This is a genomic window from Thalassobaculum litoreum DSM 18839 (assembly GCF_900102465.1).
Taxonomy (GTDB): Bacteria; Pseudomonadota; Alphaproteobacteria; order Thalassobaculales; family Thalassobaculaceae; genus Thalassobaculum; species Thalassobaculum litoreum.
In genome coordinates this window covers 1-15,258 of sequence record NZ_FNBW01000009.1, presented here as the reverse complement: position 1 = coordinate 15,258, position 15,258 = coordinate 1, and the positions used below count along the sequence as shown (strand labels likewise).

The 15,258-nt window shown below is 64.7% G+C and carries 17 protein-coding genes; 15 read left to right on the top strand and 2 right to left on the bottom strand.

Annotation, left to right across the window (positions count from 1 at the left end):
- Window positions 1-161 precede the first annotated feature (161 nt).
- The 4 genes from BLS34_RS14975 to BLS34_RS14960 all read left to right on the top strand — a co-directional run bounded on the left by BLS34_RS14975 (window position 162) and on the right by BLS34_RS14960 (window position 3,109).
- The gene (locus tag BLS34_RS14975; protein ID WP_093151473.1) at window positions 162-668 is read left to right on the top strand and encodes a chemotaxis protein CheW; all 507 of its coding nucleotides are present in this window, start codon (window positions 162-164) and stop codon (window positions 666-668) included.
- A gap of 61 nt (window positions 669-729) precedes the next feature.
- Entirely contained in the window at window positions 730-1,095 is a 366-nt protein-coding gene (locus BLS34_RS14970; protein WP_028794394.1) for a response regulator, read from the top strand.
- A complete protein-coding gene (locus BLS34_RS14965; RefSeq protein ID WP_425441446.1) occupies window positions 1,092-2,276 on the top strand; it encodes a protein-glutamate methylesterase/protein-glutamine glutaminase in 1,185 nt (394 codons plus the stop codon). Before BLS34_RS14970 ends, BLS34_RS14965 begins: the two co-directional genes overlap by 4 nt.
- Entirely contained in the window at window positions 2,273-3,109 is an 837-nt protein-coding gene (locus tag BLS34_RS14960) for a CheR family methyltransferase (RefSeq protein WP_028794396.1), read from the top strand. The genes BLS34_RS14965 and BLS34_RS14960 overlap by 4 nt, the downstream gene beginning before the upstream one ends.
- A 93-nt stretch (window positions 3,110-3,202) precedes the next feature.
- Here the strand turns inward: BLS34_RS14960 and ctrA are convergent, their stop codons facing one another.
- Window positions 3,203-3,901 carry a response regulator transcription factor CtrA gene (ctrA, locus tag BLS34_RS14955; protein WP_028794397.1) on the bottom strand — a complete coding sequence of 233 codons (699 nt, stop codon included), beginning with the start codon at window positions 3,899-3,901 and terminating at the stop codon, window positions 3,203-3,205.
- Window positions 3,902-4,048: 147 nt separating this feature from the next.
- Here ctrA and fliI point away from each other — a divergent pair, with 147 nt between their 5' ends.
- Window positions 4,049-5,389: a flagellar protein export ATPase FliI gene (gene fliI, locus BLS34_RS14950; RefSeq protein ID WP_028794398.1), complete on the top strand. Its 1,341-nt coding sequence runs from the start codon at window positions 4,049-4,051 to the stop codon at window positions 5,387-5,389.
- Between the two features lie 15 nt (window positions 5,390-5,404).
- On the top strand, window positions 5,405-5,830 hold the full coding sequence (locus BLS34_RS14945) for a flagellar FliJ family protein (RefSeq protein ID WP_028794399.1): 426 nt from the start codon (window positions 5,405-5,407) through the stop codon (window positions 5,828-5,830).
- Between the two features lie 431 nt (window positions 5,831-6,261).
- Here the strand turns inward: BLS34_RS14945 and BLS34_RS14940 are convergent, their stop codons facing one another.
- The gene (locus BLS34_RS14940) at window positions 6,262-7,137 is read right to left on the bottom strand and encodes a DMT family transporter (RefSeq protein ID WP_028794400.1); all 876 of its coding nucleotides are present in this window, start codon (window positions 7,135-7,137) and stop codon (window positions 6,262-6,264) included.
- Window positions 7,138-7,357: 220 nt separating this feature from the next.
- On the opposite strand from BLS34_RS14940, the gene BLS34_RS14935 reads away from it, so the two are divergent.
- The 9 genes from BLS34_RS14935 to BLS34_RS25490 all read left to right on the top strand — a co-directional run.
- Window positions 7,358-7,828: an SUF system Fe-S cluster assembly regulator gene (locus BLS34_RS14935; protein WP_038014046.1), complete on the top strand. Its 471-nt coding sequence runs from the start codon at window positions 7,358-7,360 to the stop codon at window positions 7,826-7,828.
- Between the two features lie 53 nt (window positions 7,829-7,881).
- Window positions 7,882-9,339, top strand: a complete 1,458-nt coding sequence (gene sufB, locus BLS34_RS14930; RefSeq protein ID WP_028794401.1) for a Fe-S cluster assembly protein SufB — start codon at window positions 7,882-7,884, stop codon at window positions 9,337-9,339.
- Window positions 9,340-9,363: 24 nt separating this feature from the next.
- Entirely contained in the window at window positions 9,364-10,119 is a 756-nt protein-coding gene (gene sufC / locus BLS34_RS14925; RefSeq protein ID WP_425441438.1) for a Fe-S cluster assembly ATPase SufC, read from the top strand.
- Window positions 10,120-10,129: 10 nt separating this feature from the next.
- Window positions 10,130-11,431: a Fe-S cluster assembly protein SufD gene (gene sufD, locus BLS34_RS14920; RefSeq protein WP_139189345.1), complete on the top strand. Its 1,302-nt coding sequence runs from the start codon at window positions 10,130-10,132 to the stop codon at window positions 11,429-11,431.
- Between the two features lie 2 nt (window positions 11,432-11,433).
- Window positions 11,434-12,681, top strand: a complete 1,248-nt coding sequence (locus BLS34_RS14915) for an aminotransferase class V-fold PLP-dependent enzyme (protein WP_093151468.1) — start codon at window positions 11,434-11,436, stop codon at window positions 12,679-12,681.
- Between the two features lie 31 nt (window positions 12,682-12,712).
- Window positions 12,713-13,111, top strand: coding sequence for an SUF system Fe-S cluster assembly protein (locus BLS34_RS14910; protein ID WP_093151806.1), 399 nt, complete (start codon window positions 12,713-12,715; stop codon window positions 13,109-13,111).
- A 77-nt stretch (window positions 13,112-13,188) separates the two neighbouring features.
- Entirely contained in the window at window positions 13,189-13,548 is a 360-nt protein-coding gene (locus BLS34_RS14905; protein ID WP_093151466.1) for a HesB/IscA family protein, read from the top strand.
- Between the two features lie 438 nt (window positions 13,549-13,986).
- Window positions 13,987-14,757 carry a hypothetical protein gene (locus tag BLS34_RS25495; protein ID WP_139189343.1) on the top strand — a complete coding sequence of 257 codons (771 nt, stop codon included), beginning with the start codon at window positions 13,987-13,989 and terminating at the stop codon, window positions 14,755-14,757.
- Window positions 14,758-15,009: 252 nt separating this feature from the next.
- Window positions 15,010-15,258, top strand: a 249-nt coding sequence (locus BLS34_RS25490; RefSeq protein ID WP_175474244.1) for a helix-turn-helix domain-containing protein, incomplete at its 3' end; no start/stop codon positions are given.

Here is a 15,258-nt window from a genome sequence, read left to right as displayed (position 1 = left end):
GGCCGCGATGGACACACGCACAATCGAGATTTCAGCCACCGACTGTGCTTGTGTCGCCGCCCCATTCGAGCGAGAAAGTGCGCGAGCGGCTGTGGGAGGTGCTCCACGGCCTGATCCGAGGTTTCTGGCGATCGGACCGCCTGATCCAGTGACGGACGGCAATGGCCAACAACAACCTTCCCTCGACACAGCGCAATTCGGGCGTTCCCCAGGCCTTCGGCGGGGAGCGCGCGACCGGACAGTTCGTCTCCATCTCCATCGGCGGCCAGATGTTCGGCATCCCGGTGCTCATGGTCCACGACATCCTCGGACCGCAGCGGATCACGCGGATTCCGCTGGCGCCGCCGGAGATCGCCGGCTCGCTGAACCTGCGCGGCCGGATCGTCACCGCGATCCATGTCCGCCGCCGCCTGGGCCTGGATCCGCTGCCGATCGACCAGAAGTCGATGAGCGTCGTGGTCGAGCATCACGGCGACCTGTACAGCCTGATCGTCGACGGGGTCGGGGAGGTGCTGACGCTGGACCTGGACAGGTTCGAGCCGCATCCGCCCACCATGCCGGCGCGGATCCGCGAGATTTCGGCCGGGATCTATCAGCTCAAGGACACCCTGCTGGTGGTCCTCGACGTGTCCAATCTTCTCGACTTCATCGGGCAGGAACCCGCATGATGATTGCCGCGCATTTGAGAAGAAACTGCAAAGCCCCAGAAGGGGACGCGAGGCGACGCTGATGAAATCCTGCCTAGTTGTCGACGATTCCAAGGTCGTCAGGATGGTGGCGCGCCGGATCCTGCAGGGTCTGGAGTTCGAGATCGAGGAGGCGGCGGACGGGAAGCAGGCCCTGGAAGCCTGCGAGCGCAAGCTGCCCGACGCGGTGCTGCTGGACTGGAACATGCCGGTGATGAACGGCATCGAGTTCCTGCGCGCGCTGCGCAAGATGCCCGGCGGCGACGGGCCGATCGTCGTGTTCTGCACCACCGAGAACGACATGCAGCACATCCAGGAGGCGATCTCCTCCGGCGCCAACGAGTACATCATGAAGCCGTTCGACAGCGACATCATCGCCACCAAATTCCAGCAGGTCGGGTTGATCTGATGGTGCTGACCTCCCCCCCCAAGCCGCCGCGCTCCGCCGACCCGTATCGGGTCATGCTGGTGGACGATTCCGCCGTGATCCGCGGTCTGTTCGCCCGCTCGCTCGAGAGCGATCCGGAGGTCCAGGTGGTCGCCTCGGTCGGCGACGGCCAGATGGCGGTCAACACCCTGGCCAAGGACAAGGGCAAGATCGAGGTCGTCGTCCTCGATATCGAGATGCCCCGCATGGACGGTCTGACCGCCCTGCCGGAGCTGCTGAAGATCGATCCCGACGTGCCGGTCGTCATGGCGTCCACCCTGACGGCGCGCAATGCCGACATCTCGCTGAAGGCGCTGGCGCTGGGCGCCAAGGACTACATCCCGAAGCCGAGCAGCATGCGCGAGCTGTCGGCCGCCGAGGTCTTCAAGCGCGAGCTGCTGGAGAAGGTTAAGGCCCTGGCCGCCGCGCGCCGGCGCAAGGTCGGGGGCGCGGCTCCGGCCCGGCCGCGGTTCACCGCCGATCGCAGCACCGCCGCCACCACCGCCGCCACGACACCGCGGGCGGCCCCGGCGGTGAAACCGGCCGCGCCGCCGATCGCGTTACGGGCTGCCGGCCGCCGGCCGCCGCAGGTGCTGTGCATCGGCAGCTCGACCGGCGGACCGCAGGCGCTGTTCAAGCTGCTCGGCGCCCTGTCGAAGTCGCTGCGGATGCCGATCCTGCTGACCCAGCACATGCCGGCGACCTTCACCTCGATCCTCGCCGACCACATCACCCGGTCCACGGGCTGGCAATGCGTGGAGGCGACCGACCGCATGCCGGTCCAGTCCGGCCGGGTCCATCTCGCCCCCGGCGACTTCCACATGCTGGCGGAACGCTCGGGCACCGGCGTGGTGCTGCGGCTGACCAAGGACCCGCCGGAGAATTTCTGCCGCCCGGCGGTCGACCCGATGCTGCGCAGCGCGATCGAGGCTTGGGGCGGACAGGCGCTGACCGTCATCCTGACGGGCATGGGTCACGACGGGCAGAAGGGGTCGGAGGCGCTGGTGAACGCCGGCGGGACCGTCATCGCCCAGGACGAAGCGTCCAGCGTGGTGTGGGGAATGCCGGGGGCGGTCGCCCGTGCCGGCATCTGTACCGCCGTGCTGCCGCTGGATCAGATCGCTCCCTGGATCGATCGGCAGACGGCGAGGTGGGCGGCATGAAACCAGCGGATCTGGAGCATTTGGCCAAGCTTCTCAAGGACCAGTCTGGCCTCGTGGTCACGCCGGAGAAGGCGTATCTGCTGGAGAACCGCTTGGCGCCGGTGGCCCGCAAGTGGGGGCTGGAGACCATCGACGCCCTGGTCGCCGCCATGCGGTCGCGCGCCGACCACAAGATGATCAAGGACGTGGTCGACGCCATGACTACGAACGAGTCGCTGTTCTTCCGCGACATGAAGCCGTTCGACAACCTGCGCGACCTGCTGCTGCCGGAGCTGATGAAGGCGCGGGCGGGGAGCAAGCGCATCCGGATCTGGAGTGCTGCCTGTTCCAGCGGCCAGGAGCCTTATTCGATCGCCATGCTGCTCACCGAGCTGGGGGCGAAGGTGGCCGGCTGGCGCTTCGAGATCGTGGCCACGGACCTGTCCTCCGACATCATCGGCCGCGCCAGGCAGGGCACCTATTCGCAGTTCGAGGTCCAGCGCGGCCTGCCGATCACCATGCTGGTCAAGTATTTCGCCCAGGAGGGCGACAAGTGGCGGATCAGCGACAAGATCCGCACCATGGTCCAGTACCGGGAGTTCAACCTGCTGGATCACCCGCGCATGCTGGGCCAGTTCGACATCGTGTTCTGCCGCAACGTGCTGATCTATTTCGACCAGCCGACCAAGGCGAAGGTTCTCGCCGGCATCGCCGACCAGATGGCGCCGGATGGCGGGCTGTATCTCGGCGGGGCCGAGACCGTGCTCGGCGTCACCGACCGGTTCGAGCCGATCCCGGGCCAGCGCGGCGTCTACCGGATTTCCCAGAAGGCGGCGGTCAAGGCGACCGCCTGACCGAAAGCAAAACGCATCGCCGGGAGGGACCGGCGATGCGTTTTGCTGGTTCGGCCAACGGGGCGCCGAACGGGGGAGAGAACCGCCGACGGCTTACGCCGCGTTGGTCTTCGCCTCGTTCGGGTCGCGCAGCACGTAGCCGCGGCCCCAGACCGTCTCGATGTAGTTGTCGCCGCCGGTGGCGTTCGACAGCTTCTTGCGCAGCTTGCAGATGAAGACGTCGATGATCTTCAGCTCCGGCTCGTCCATCCCGTTATACAGATGGTTCAGGAACATTTCCTTGGTCAGGGTCGTGCCCTTGCGCAGGGAGAGCAGCTCCAGGATGCCGTATTCCTTGCCGGTGAGGTGCAGGGGCTGGCCCTCGACGTCGACCGAGCGGCTGTCCAGGTTCACCTGGAGCTTGCCGGTGGCGATGATCGATTCGCTGTGGCCCATGGACCGGCGCACGATCGCCTGGATGCGGGCGACGAGCTCGCGGCGGTCGAACGGCTTGGTCACGTAGTCGTCGGCGCCGTAGCCGAGGCCCTTGATCTTGGCATCGAGCTCGGACAGGCCGGACAGGATCAGGATCGGCGTCTTCACCCGGGCCTGGCGCAGCTTCTTCAGGACGTCGTAGCCGTCCATGTCGGGCAACATCAGATCCAGCAGGATGATGTCGTAATCGTAGAGCTTTCCGATCTCGAGACCGTCTTCACCGGCTTCGGCCCGGTCAACCACCCAGCCTTCGGCGCTCAGCATCAACTCGATGCTGCGTGCGACCGCGTCCTCATCCTCGACCAGCAGGATGCGCATGGCTTTTCTCCCTTTGATCCCTACCTGGGCATTAACGCCTAGGTTTAAGAGACATGGCTTAAAAGAAAGGTTAACGCCGCAGCGCCGCTCGTGCCTACGAAAAGCTTGTGATAATCTTCGAAATCCCAGCGGATCAAGGAGTTGGCCGTGGCCACCCTGCTTAAGCACCTGGCGAGCGATATTGAAAAAATACCTGAATTTCGTCTTTATGGCCGCGTAACCGCGGTTTTGGGGATGATGGTGGAGATCGGCGGCGTGGAGCGCGCGCTGTCGATCGGCGACCGCTGCTTCGTGCAGGCCCGCGGCGGCCGCATGGTCGCCTGCGAGGTGGTCGGCTTCCGCGACGGCCGCGCGCTGGCCATGCCGTTCGGCCCGCTGGAAGGGGTCGGCATCGGCTCCCGCGCGCAGATCTCCGACGCCGCACCGGTGATCTATCCCGACGAGAGCTGGCTCGGCCGGGTGGTCGACGCGATGGGACGCTCGATCGACGGCGCCGGTCCGCTGGCCGAGGGGGCGGAGGGCTATCCCCTGCGCAACAGCCCGCCGCCGGCCCACCGGCGCCAGCGGGTCGGGGCCAAGCTCGACGTGGGGGTGCGGGCGATCAACCAGTTCATCTCGATCTGCCGCGGCCAGCGCATGGGCATCTTCGCCGGCTCGGGCGTCGGCAAGTCGGTGCTGATGGCCATGCTGGCCCGGTTCTCCGAAGCCGACGTCTTCGTCATCGGCCTGATCGGCGAGCGCGGCCGCGAGGTGCAGGAGTTCATCCAGGACTATCTGGGCGAGGAGGGCATGCGCCGCTCCGTGGTGGTGGTCGCCACCTCCGACGAGAGCCCGCTGATGCGCCGCCAGGCGGCCTATCTGACCCTGGCGGTGGCCGAGTATTTCCGCGACCAGGGCAAGCAGGTCCTGTGCATGATGGACAGCGTCACCCGCTTCGCCATGGCCCAGCGCGAGATCGGCCTGGCCACCGGCGAGCCGCCGGCCTCCAAGGGCTATACGCCGACGGTGTTCGCCGAGCTGCCCCGCCTTCTGGAGCGGGCCGGTCCTGGCGTGGAGGCGGGCGCGATCACCGGGCTGTTCAGCGTGCTGGTGGAGGGCGACGACCATAACGAGCCGATCTCAGACGCGGTGCGCGGCATCCTCGACGGTCACGTGGTGCTGGAGCGCGCGATCGCCGACCGCGGGCGCTATCCGGCGATCAACATCCTGCGCTCGGTCAGCCGCATGATGCCGGACTGCAATACCGGGGAGCAGACCGCCCTGATCCGCCGCGCCCGGGCGCTGATGTCGACCTACGAGGACATGGCGGACATGATCCGCCTCGGCGCCTACCGCCGCGGCAGCGACCCGCTGGTGGACGAGGCCATCCGGTTTCACGAGCCGCTGGAGGCGTTCCTCAACCAGGACAAGGACGACAACGCGGATATCGATGCCGGCTATGCCGAGCTGGCGGAGATCCTGGGCGTCGCCATGAGCGAGGCGGAGTAGGGGAGCGGCTGAGCCATGCGCCCGTTCGACACCCTGATCGAACTGTCGGAGAACCAGCTCGACGAGAAGCGCAAGCGGCTCGCGGCGCTGGAGGAGCGGCTGGCCGCCGCCCGGGACCAGCGCCAGGCGCTGGACGACGAGCAGGCGCACGAGCAGCAGGTGGCCTCCCAGGAGGTCGGGCTGGTCGGCTTCGCCTATGGCGCCTATGCCGGCCGGCTGGTGGAGCGCCGCGCGGAGGCCGACCGGGCGATCGCCAAGGCCGAGCAGTCGGTGGAGGAGCAGCGCGAGATCGTCCGCGAGGCCTTCGCCGAGCTGAAGCGCTACGAGATGGCGCACCAGGCGCGGCTGGAGAAGGCCCGCAAGGAGCGCGAGGCCAAGGAGCAGATGGAGATCGACGAAATCGCCGGCAACCTGCTCCGCCGCCGGGACGAGCGGCTGTAGGGGGCTTTCCCCCGGTTGCCTCCTCGCCCGCCTTCGCGAAGTTTCTTCATCCGTCTTCCCGAAGTTTCTTTATCCGTCTTCCCGGGCCTGACCCGGGACCCAGCCGTCGGCGTGCTGGAGCGCCGGGGCTCTTACTCCGGCAGTTCCGGCCGCCCGTTTCCTGGATCCCGGGTCAGGCCCGGGAAGACGGGGAGGGGGGATCCTCCTACCCCTCGCGCTCGACCCTCCCTCGCGCACTTCTTCTCTGCACTCCACGCTTCTCTGCACTCCCCGGCCTTGTGCCGAGGCAAGGCCGGGAACAGCTCGATCGCCGAAGCCTCTCGCCGAACGACGAAGCGGCGGAACCGTTGCCCCGGAATAAATCCGGGGAGTGGGTGAAGATTGAAGGAAAAAAGGAAGCAGGAACGGGTGAAGAGGAAGCGGAATGCATCCTACCGCCGGCGGCGCTCGCCCCACAGGTTGATCATGTTGCCGGAGAAGATCAGCACGCCGCCGATCAGAACGTAGGGGTTCCAGGGCTCGGCGTAGAACAGGTAGCCGATCACCGCGATGATCGGCAGCCGGATGAAGTCCATCGGCGCCACCACCGCCGCGTCCGCATGGCGCATGGCATGGGCCACGCACCAGTGCGAGCACAGCCCGCCCAGGCCGATCGCCGCGATCCAGATGTAATTCTCCGGCGACGGCGTCACCCACATGGTCAGCGCCGGGATCAGACCCAGGGGCAGCTGGATCAGGTTCATCCAAAATACGATGGCGAAGGGCCGCTCGGTCGAGGCCATGTGCCGGGTGAAGACATAGGTCGCGGCATAGGCCATGGCGGCGCCGAGCACGGCGAAGGCGGCCACGTCCAGCATCGCCGCGCCCGGCCGCACCACGATCAGGATGCCGACGAAGCCCATGGCCACCGCGATCATCCGCCAGCGGGTGAACGGCTCGCCGAGGAACATGGCGGCCAGGATCGCGGTCCAGATCGGCACGGTGAACTCGATGGAGAACACCGCGGCCAGCGGCAGCAGGCTGAGCCCGTAGACCCAGCCGAACTGGCCGGCGAAATGGACGGTGTTGCGCGCCAGATGCAGGCCGATGCGCTCGGTGCGGATGCCCTCGAAGCGCCGGAACGCGGCGATCCCGGTCAGCACGGCGACGCAGATGATGCTGCGGAAGCTGAGCGCCTGGAAGACCGACATCTCCTGGGTCAGCTCGCGCCCGGCCAGTGCCATGGTGGTGAACGAGGCCAGCGCGCCCATCATCCACAGCACGGCCTTGAGGGTGTTGGTCTGAAGCGGAACGGTCGTGACGGCCACGCGGCGGCTCCCTCGGGTGGGCCCCAGCGGAAGGGGAGGAGGAAAAGACACCCCCGGACGATCCGCGTCAAGCGATGGCCCTCCGGGTCAGGCGGTCCCAGCCGGGCCTGACCGGAACCAGCCGGGCCGGATCGGAAACTGCACCAATCCGGTCCCCATTTCCGTTGACCCCGTCGCAGGGGCGACCTATGTATACCGTACCGGAAAGGTACGGTTTGTGATGTTGCGACTTAATCGCATGACGGATTACGCGATCGTCATCCTGGGCCACATGGCTCACGATGTCGGGCGCGTGCGCACGGCGGCGGCCCTGTCGGAGTCGACCGGGGTGCCGGTGCCGTCGGTCTCCAAGATCCTTAAGATCATGACCCATGCCTCGCTGATCACCGCCCATCGCGGGGCCAAGGGCGGCTACTCGCTCGACCGGCCGGCCGCGGCGGTGAGCATGACCGAGATCATTCAGGCCCTGGAGGGGCCGATCGCGCTGACCGCCTGCGTTGACGGGGCGGAGGAGAGCTGCGAGGTCGAGCATTCCTGCTTCATGCGGGGCAACTGGAACCGGGTGAATGCCGCGATCCATGCCGCCCTGGATGCCGTGACGCTTGCGGACATGATGGATCCGGAAGAGATGTTCCCCGACCGGTCGGCCGACGGGGCGTCCCGCCGGCAGCCGAGTCTGCAAAACGCCTGAGATAACGCCTGAGACTTGGACTTAAGAGTCGAATAGGACTGGGAGAGAGAAGGATGGCTGCAACAGTCGATACCGTGCGCCAGGTCGAGGAAGTCACCGGACGTGCCTACAAGCACGGCTTCGTGACCGATATCGACATGGACATGGCGCCGAAGGGGCTCGACGAGACCACCATCCGCTTCATCTCGGCCAAGAAGGAAGAGCCGGAGTGGTTGCTGGAATGGCGCCTGAAGGCGTTCCAGCAGTGGCAGCAGATGAAGGAGCCGAACTGGGCCAAGGTCGGCTATCCGCCGATCGACTATCAGGACCTGTACTACTACGCGGCGCCGACCCAGAAGCCGCAGCTGAACTCCCTGGACGAGGTCGATCCGGAACTGCTGGCGACCTACGAGAAGCTGGGCATTCCGCTGAAGGAGCAGGAGATCCTGGCCGGCGTGGTTGCGGTCGATGCGGTGTTCGACAGCGTGTCCGTCGCCACGACCTACAAGAAGGAGCTTGAGAAGCACGGCGTCGTGTTCTGCTCGATCTCCGAGGCGGTGCGCACCCATCCCGATCTGGTGAAGCGTTATCTCGGGTCGGTCGTGCCGGCCGCCGACAACTACTTCGCCTGCCTGAACAGCGCCGTCTTCACCGATGGCAGCTTCGTCTACATCCCCAAGGGTGTGCGTTGCCCGATGGAGCTGAGCACGTATTTCCGCATCAACGCCCAGAACACCGGGCAGTTCGAGCGCACCCTGATCGTCGCCGAAGAGGGCAGCTACGTCTCCTATCTGGAGGGCTGCACCGCGCCCCAGCGCGACGAGAACCAGCTCCACGCCGCCGTGGTCGAGCTGGTCGCCCTGGACGATGCGGAGATCAAGTACTCCACCGTCCAGAACTGGTACCCGGGCGACGAGGACGGCAAGGGCGGGATCTACAATTTCGTGACCAAGCGCGGTGCGTGCCGCGGCAAGCGCTCGAAGATCTCCTGGACCCAGGTCGAGACCGGCTCGGCCATCACCTGGAAGTATCCGAGCTGCATCCTGCAGGGCGACGACAGCGTCGGCGAGTTCTACTCGGTGGCGATCACCAACAACGCCCAGCAGGCCGATACCGGCACGAAGATGATCCACCTGGGCAAGAACACCCGCTCGACGATCATCTCCAAGGGGATCAGCGCCGGCCGGGCGGACAACACCTATCGCGGCCTGGTGCGCGTGGGCAAGCGGGCCGACGGGGCGCGCAACTTCACCCAGTGCGACAGCCTGCTGATCGGCGACAAGTGCGGGGCGCACACGGTCCCGTATATCGAGAGCAAGAACCCGTCCGCCCGCATCGAGCACGAGGCCACCACCTCGAAGATCAGCGAGGATCAGCTTTTCTACTGCATGTCCCGCGGTCTCTCGACCGAGGATTCGGTGGGCCTGATCGTCAACGGCTTCTGCAAGGAAGTCATGAAGGAACTGCCGATGGAGTTCGCCGTCGAGGCGCAGAAGCTCATCGGCATCAGCTTGGAAGGCAGCGTCGGTTAATACGGCGCGTGAGGAAAATCTGTTATGGCACTGTTGGAAATCGAAAATCTTCACGCCGAAGTTGATGGCAAGCCGATCCTGAAGGGCATCGACCTGTCGATCGAGGCCGGTCAGGTGCACGCCATCATGGGGCCGAACGGCTCCGGCAAGAGCACGCTGAGCTACGTGCTGGCCGGCCGCGAAGGCTATGAGGTGACCGAGGGCTCGATCCGTCTGGATGGCCACGACCTGCTGGAGATGGAGGCGGACGAGCGCGCCGTCGCCGGCGTTTTCCTGGCCATGCAGTATCCGGTGGAACTGCCCGGCGTGACCGGCATGACCTTCCTGCGCGAGGCGGTCAACGCCCGGCGCAAGGCGGTCGGCGAGGAAGAGATCGACGCCATGGGCTTCCTGAAGATGGTGCGCGCCAAGGCCAAGACCCTGGGCGTCACCGACGACATGCTGAAGCGCGCGGTCAATGTCGGCTTCTCCGGCGGCGAGAAGAAGCGCAACGAGATCCTCCAGATGGCGGTGCTGGAGCCGAAGTTCTGCATCCTCGACGAGACCGATAGCGGCCTCGACATCGATGCGCTGAAGGTCGTCTCCGAAGGCGTGAACGCCCTGCGCACGCCGGAGCGCTCGATGCTGGTCATCACCCACTACCAGCGGCTGCTGAACCATATCGAGCCGGACGTGATCCACGTGCTGGCCCATGGCCGGATCCAGAAGAGCGGCGGCAAGGAGCTGGCGCTCGAGCTGGAGCAGAACGGCTATGCCGATTTCGTTGAGGCGGCGGCCTGAAGGACTTGAAATGGCTGACAAAGCAACCCTTCCGCTGCTGACCGCGGTCCCGAAGACCGAGGGCGGGTCGCCGTGGCTGACCAAGCTGCGCCGCACGGCGGTGGAGAACGCGGAGCGCACCGGCCTGCCCGGCGTGCGGACCGAGGCGTGGAAGTTCACCAACCTGAACGCGCTCAAGGCCCTGGAGCCGGTCGCCGCGACCGGCACCGCCGAGATCGCGCGCCTGCCGGCCTTCGCCGATCTGCAGGCGGTCGAGCTGCACCTGTCGAACGGCACGCTGACCCATGCCGACGCCATGCCCGAGGGTGTGGACCTTGTGGGGCTGGCCGAGCCGGACGACGCGCCCGACTGGGTGTCGGAGACGCTGGGTACGGTGGCCGAGACCGCGCCGCATCCGTTCACCGCGATCAATACCGGCGCCTTCACCGGCGGCATCGCCCTGCGCATCCGCAAGGGGGCGGCGGTCGAGACGCCGATCCTGCTGCTGGTCGATACCCGTAGCCTGGAGGGGGCCGGGACCGTCGCCGCCCATCCCCGCATCCTGGTGGTCGTGGAAGACGGCGCCATGGCGGATCTGGTGGAGGTCCATACCGGCGGCGGCGCCTATGTGAACAACGCCGTCACCGAGCTGGTGATCGGCAAGGACGCGCGCCTGGGCCACTACAAGCTGCAGGCCGAGAGCGGCGAGGCTTTCCACATCGCCATGACCGCCGCCCGCTGCGCCGCCAACAGCACCTACGACAATTTCGCCCTGTCGACGGGGGCGACGCTGTCGCGCAACGAGATCCGCGCCACCCTGGCCGGCCGGCACATCGAGTACCGGATCAACGGCGGCTATCTCGCCTGCGGCGACCAGCACATGGACACCGCTACCTTCATCGACCATGCCGAGCCCGACTGCGCCAGCCACGAGCTGTACAAGGGCGTGCTGGCCGACCGCGCCCATGGCGTGTTCCAGGGCAAGATCCTGGTCCGCCCCGACGCCCAGAAGACCGACGGCTACCAGATGAACCGGGCGCTGCTGCTGTCGCGCGAGGCGGAGATCAACTCCAAACCGGAGCTGGAGATCTATGCCGACGACGTGAAGTGCAGCCACGGCGCCACCGTGGGCGAGCTGGAGGACGATCAGCTCTTCTACCTGATGGCCCGCGGCATTCCGGAGGAGCGCGCCCGCGCCATCCTGGTGTCGGCCTATGTGGACGAGGCCGTCGATCACATCCAGCGCGAACCGATCCGCGACGCGTTCCGCGCGGCGGCGGCCGAGTGGATGCAGAAGAACATCGCCGGCGCGCCGGCCGAGGGAGGGCTCTGAGCATGCCGGAAGGTGCGACCGCCAAGGGTGAGGCCTACGACATCGCGCGGATCCGCGCCGATTTCCCGATCCTGTCGAGCACGGTGCACGGCAAGCCGCTGGTCTATCTCGACAACGGCGCCTCGGCCCAGAAGCCGCGCCAGGTGATCGACCGGATCTCCGAAGTGTACAGCAGCGGCTACGCCAACGTGCACCGCGGCCTGCATTTCATGAGCGAGAAGGCGACCGACGACTACGAGGGCGCGCGCGAGACCGTGCGCGGCTTCCTGAACGCCGCCTCCACGTCGGAGATCATCTTCACCCGCAACACCACCGAGGCGATCAATCTGGTCGCGTCAAGCTGGGGCCGCGCCAACCTGCAGCCGGGCGACGAGATCCTCATCACCTACATGGAGCACCACTCCAACATCGTGCCGTGGCAGATGCTGCGCGACGAGAAGGGGCTGGTGCTGAAGGCGCTGAAGCCGGGCGAGGGCGGAGCCTTCGACATGGCGGCCTTCAAGGAACTGCTGACCGAGCGCACCAAGCTGGTGGCGATCTGCCACGTCTCCAACGTGCTGGGCACCGTGGTGCCGGTCCATGAGGTGACGAAGCTGGCGCATGATGCCGGGGCGGCGGTGCTGCTCGACGGTAGTCAGGCGGTGCAGCATATCGGCGTCGACGTCCGGGACATCGGCTGCGACTTCTACTGCTTCACCGGCCACAAGCTCTACGGCCCGTCGGGCATCGGCGTGCTGTACGGCAAGGAGAGCGTGCTGGACGCCATGCCGCCGTATCAGGGCGGCGGCGATATGATCTCCTCGGTCTCCATAGAGAAGAGCGAGTGGGCCGACCTGCCGGCCAAGTTCGAGGCCGGCACCCCGGCCATCGCCCAGGCGATCGGCCTGGCCGCCGCCATCGACTATGTGAACGGCGTCGGCCTCGACCGCATCGCCGAGCACGAGCGCGACCTGCTGAACTATGCGACGCAAAAGCTCGCCTCTGTCGAGGGTCTGGAGATCCTCGGCACGGCGGCCGGCAAGGTGTCCCTGGTGACCTTCACCCTGGACTGCGCCCATCCGCACGACATCGCGACCATCGTCGATCAGCAGGGGGTGGCGGTGCGCGCCGGCCATCACTGCGCCCAGCCGCTGATGGACTTCTACGACGTAGGCTCGACCACAAGGGCGAGCTTCGCCATGTACAACACCCGCGAGGAGATCGACGTGCTGGCCGGTGCCCTCGACAAGGTACGCCAGATCTTCGCGTGAGCCGGACGTCTGATAGGAAATGGACCTCGTCATGAACCATGAGCTCGGCCTGCACGATTTCATGCCCGGCACCGTCGGCCCGGACGGCATGGCGCGTGCCGGCACGCCGCTGGACGATCCCAAGGGACCCGCCGACGAGCAGACGATCATCGAGGCGCTGAAGACCGTGCACGACCCGGAAATCCCGGTGAACCTGTACGATCTCGGCCTGATCTACGACATCGAGCGGTTCGACGACGGCTCGGTGAAGATCGAGATGACCCTGACGGCCCCGGCCTGTCCGGTGGCGGGCGAGATGCCGAAGATGGTCGCTGACGCCGTCGCCAAGGCCGAGGGCGTGGGCGAGGTCGAGGTGACGCTGGTCTGGGATCCGCCCTGGACCAAGGCTCGGATGAGCGAAGAGGCTCGACTGCTGCTGGACATGTTCTAAACTATCCCCACCTGTAGGGTGAGGAAGAGAACGCGCAAACGGACTGTGAACGACTGTCGAAACCTTAGGTGAGATCGATGTTCCAACCGGGAAAAGCCCCGATCACGCTGACCGAAGCCGCTGCCGAGCGGGTTCGCAGACTGGTGGACAATGCCGGCGACGAGGGCGTCATCGGCCTGCGCGTGGGCATCAAGAACACCGGCTGCTCGGGCCTGTCCTACATTGTCGAATACGCCAAGGAGCAGAAGCGGCTCGAGGACGTGGTCGAGGACAAGGGCGTGAAGATCTTCATCGACCCGACGGCGGTGATGTTCATCCTCGGCTCGGAGATGGACTACCAGGAGGACAAGCTGTTCTCCGGCTTCGTGTTCAACAACCCGAACGAGACCGGCCGCTGCGGCTGCGGCGAAAGCTTCAGCGTGGCGGCCGCCCAGTAGGGGCCGTTCCCACCCGGATCGGGCCGGCGGGTTGCTTTGACCTGACGCATCTGCTTGTGCTGTCTGACCGGGTCGGGAAAACCGGGATTTTGTTGTTGAATAGCGCCTTTCAGGCGGAGATAAAGTCCGTACAAGAGTAGAAAGCGAAGGATATGGGGGCGTACGGTGACCAGGTCCTGAACGGGCAGACAATGTGCGGATCAACCGTATGCGGTCCAGCGGTCAATCAAGATATTGGAAACGTTGATCGTCAGTGATTGAAACTGACATCAGGAGACGTACTATGGAATACTCGAGCGCTCCAATCTTTCGATATTCATCTCGATCGGAACTATTTAGTAATAAGAAAGAATATCAATCACATTACCAGGACAACGCTGTCCTCGTAGTTGAAGATGCTGGCATCTCCTATGACAAAGATTTTTTTCTGTTGTTGAGATGCCTGAGAAACATAAGAAAATTGGATCGCGAAATGGTGTGACGCTTACTCCATTTATTTTGAAAAATGGAGATCTCGTTAGAAATCCAGAAAATGCTCTTTCACGTGTCATAAAGAAAGACAGCTTTCTTGCGAAACTGGCGTATGAATTTCGAGGAATCGAGGTTCAACTACAAAATTTTGCGAGAATGATGTTTCCCACAGTCAAGCCTGCGGGAAGTTATAATTGCACGTTCCGATTGGTTCCAACGCGTAGCGAAGGATTGCACTTCGACTATTTCGCTGAAGGATCTCCGATGGATAATTCAGCTCCCAAAACGAGGGTGAAGATTTTCCTAAATTTGGATGCTGTCGACAGGGTGTGGCGAGTAGGCCCGACATTGCCTGACTTTCTAAAAATCTCCCGGGGCGTTCTTCCTGATGTCTTGCCTGCCGATCTGAACACGTTGAATTATCTGATTGACCGGATCGGGAATGCGGAGCGATGCGCCGCCGTTGAAGTGCGTATCCCGCCTGGAGGCGCCGTTATCGCCAATGGAGCGACCGTGGGCCACGAAATTGTTTACGGCAACCGCATGGCGGCCATTGAGATCGTCGGCGAAAATACGGCCTTCGTGAACGGGTTCGAAGGTGAGCGGCGCGCCTCGGTCCAGTGGATGAAGGACGCGGGCTATGAATTGTCGACGGATTTCGACGGCATTCTTAAGTCGCTGGAGGGGGTTCCTTCTGGTATCGATCGCGCGAAAGAACGGTTGTCGGCAATCGCCTGACATATAATGCAGGAAAGCTTCGGCAATCGTCGTGGAAGTCGATGGTCAATGCCGAGGGTTACTAAGAATCCGTTGGCATCGATCGAATTTTGTCACGACACATGATTTGTGTCTGTTGAGGCGCATGCTGTAGTTGAGTTTGTCTTTCGTATTTAAAATCCTAGAGCATTTTCGCACCTGAGGGAATCGTAGGGGATTCCGTTTTTGGCACGAATCTGATTCACCATCATGGCTGGGGATTGGAGGCCAGCCATGATGACGCGAGCCTTTTCCGATGACCTTCGAGAACGTGTGATCCAGGCGGTCGAGGGCGGGATGTCCCGCCGTGCGGCGGCAGAGCGCTTTGGCGTCGGTGTGTCGACCGCGATCAAATGGGTGCAGAAATGGCGATCGACGGGGACCTGGTCAGCACGTCCGATGGGCGGTGATCGGCGATCTGGTCGGATCGAGGCCGTTGGCGACGAGATTCTCGATCTTGTTGATGCGCGCCCGGACATTACG

Excerpts from the sequence above, each read along its gene's own strand:
- BLS34_RS14975 (WP_093151473.1), top strand. The coding sequence starts at position 162 with ATGGCCAACAACAACCTTCCCTCGACACAGCGCAATTCGGGCGTTCCC.
- BLS34_RS14970 (WP_028794394.1), top strand. The coding sequence starts at position 730 with ATGAAATCCTGCCTAGTTGTCGACGATTCCAAGGTCGTCAGGATGGTG.
- BLS34_RS14960 (WP_028794396.1), top strand. The coding sequence starts at position 2,273 with ATGAAACCAGCGGATCTGGAGCATTTGGCCAAGCTTCTCAAGGACCAG.
- ctrA (WP_028794397.1), bottom strand. The coding sequence starts at position 3,901 with ATGCGCATCCTGCTGGTCGAGGATGAGGACGCGGTCGCACGCAGCATC.
- BLS34_RS14945 (WP_028794399.1), top strand. The coding sequence starts at position 5,405 with ATGCGCCCGTTCGACACCCTGATCGAACTGTCGGAGAACCAGCTCGAC.
- BLS34_RS14935 (WP_038014046.1), top strand. The coding sequence starts at position 7,358 with ATGTTGCGACTTAATCGCATGACGGATTACGCGATCGTCATCCTGGGC.
- sufB (WP_028794401.1), top strand. The coding sequence starts at position 7,882 with ATGGCTGCAACAGTCGATACCGTGCGCCAGGTCGAGGAAGTCACCGGA.
- sufC (WP_425441438.1), top strand. The coding sequence starts at position 9,364 with ATGGCACTGTTGGAAATCGAAAATCTTCACGCCGAAGTTGATGGCAAG.
- sufD (WP_139189345.1), top strand. The coding sequence starts at position 10,130 with ATGGCTGACAAAGCAACCCTTCCGCTGCTGACCGCGGTCCCGAAGACC.
- BLS34_RS14915 (WP_093151468.1), top strand. The coding sequence starts at position 11,434 with ATGCCGGAAGGTGCGACCGCCAAGGGTGAGGCCTACGACATCGCGCGG.
- BLS34_RS14910 (WP_093151806.1), top strand. The coding sequence starts at position 12,713 with ATGAACCATGAGCTCGGCCTGCACGATTTCATGCCCGGCACCGTCGGC.
- BLS34_RS14905 (WP_093151466.1), top strand. The coding sequence starts at position 13,189 with ATGTTCCAACCGGGAAAAGCCCCGATCACGCTGACCGAAGCCGCTGCC.
- BLS34_RS25495 (WP_139189343.1), top strand. The coding sequence starts at position 13,987 with ATGCCTGAGAAACATAAGAAAATTGGATCGCGAAATGGTGTGACGCTT.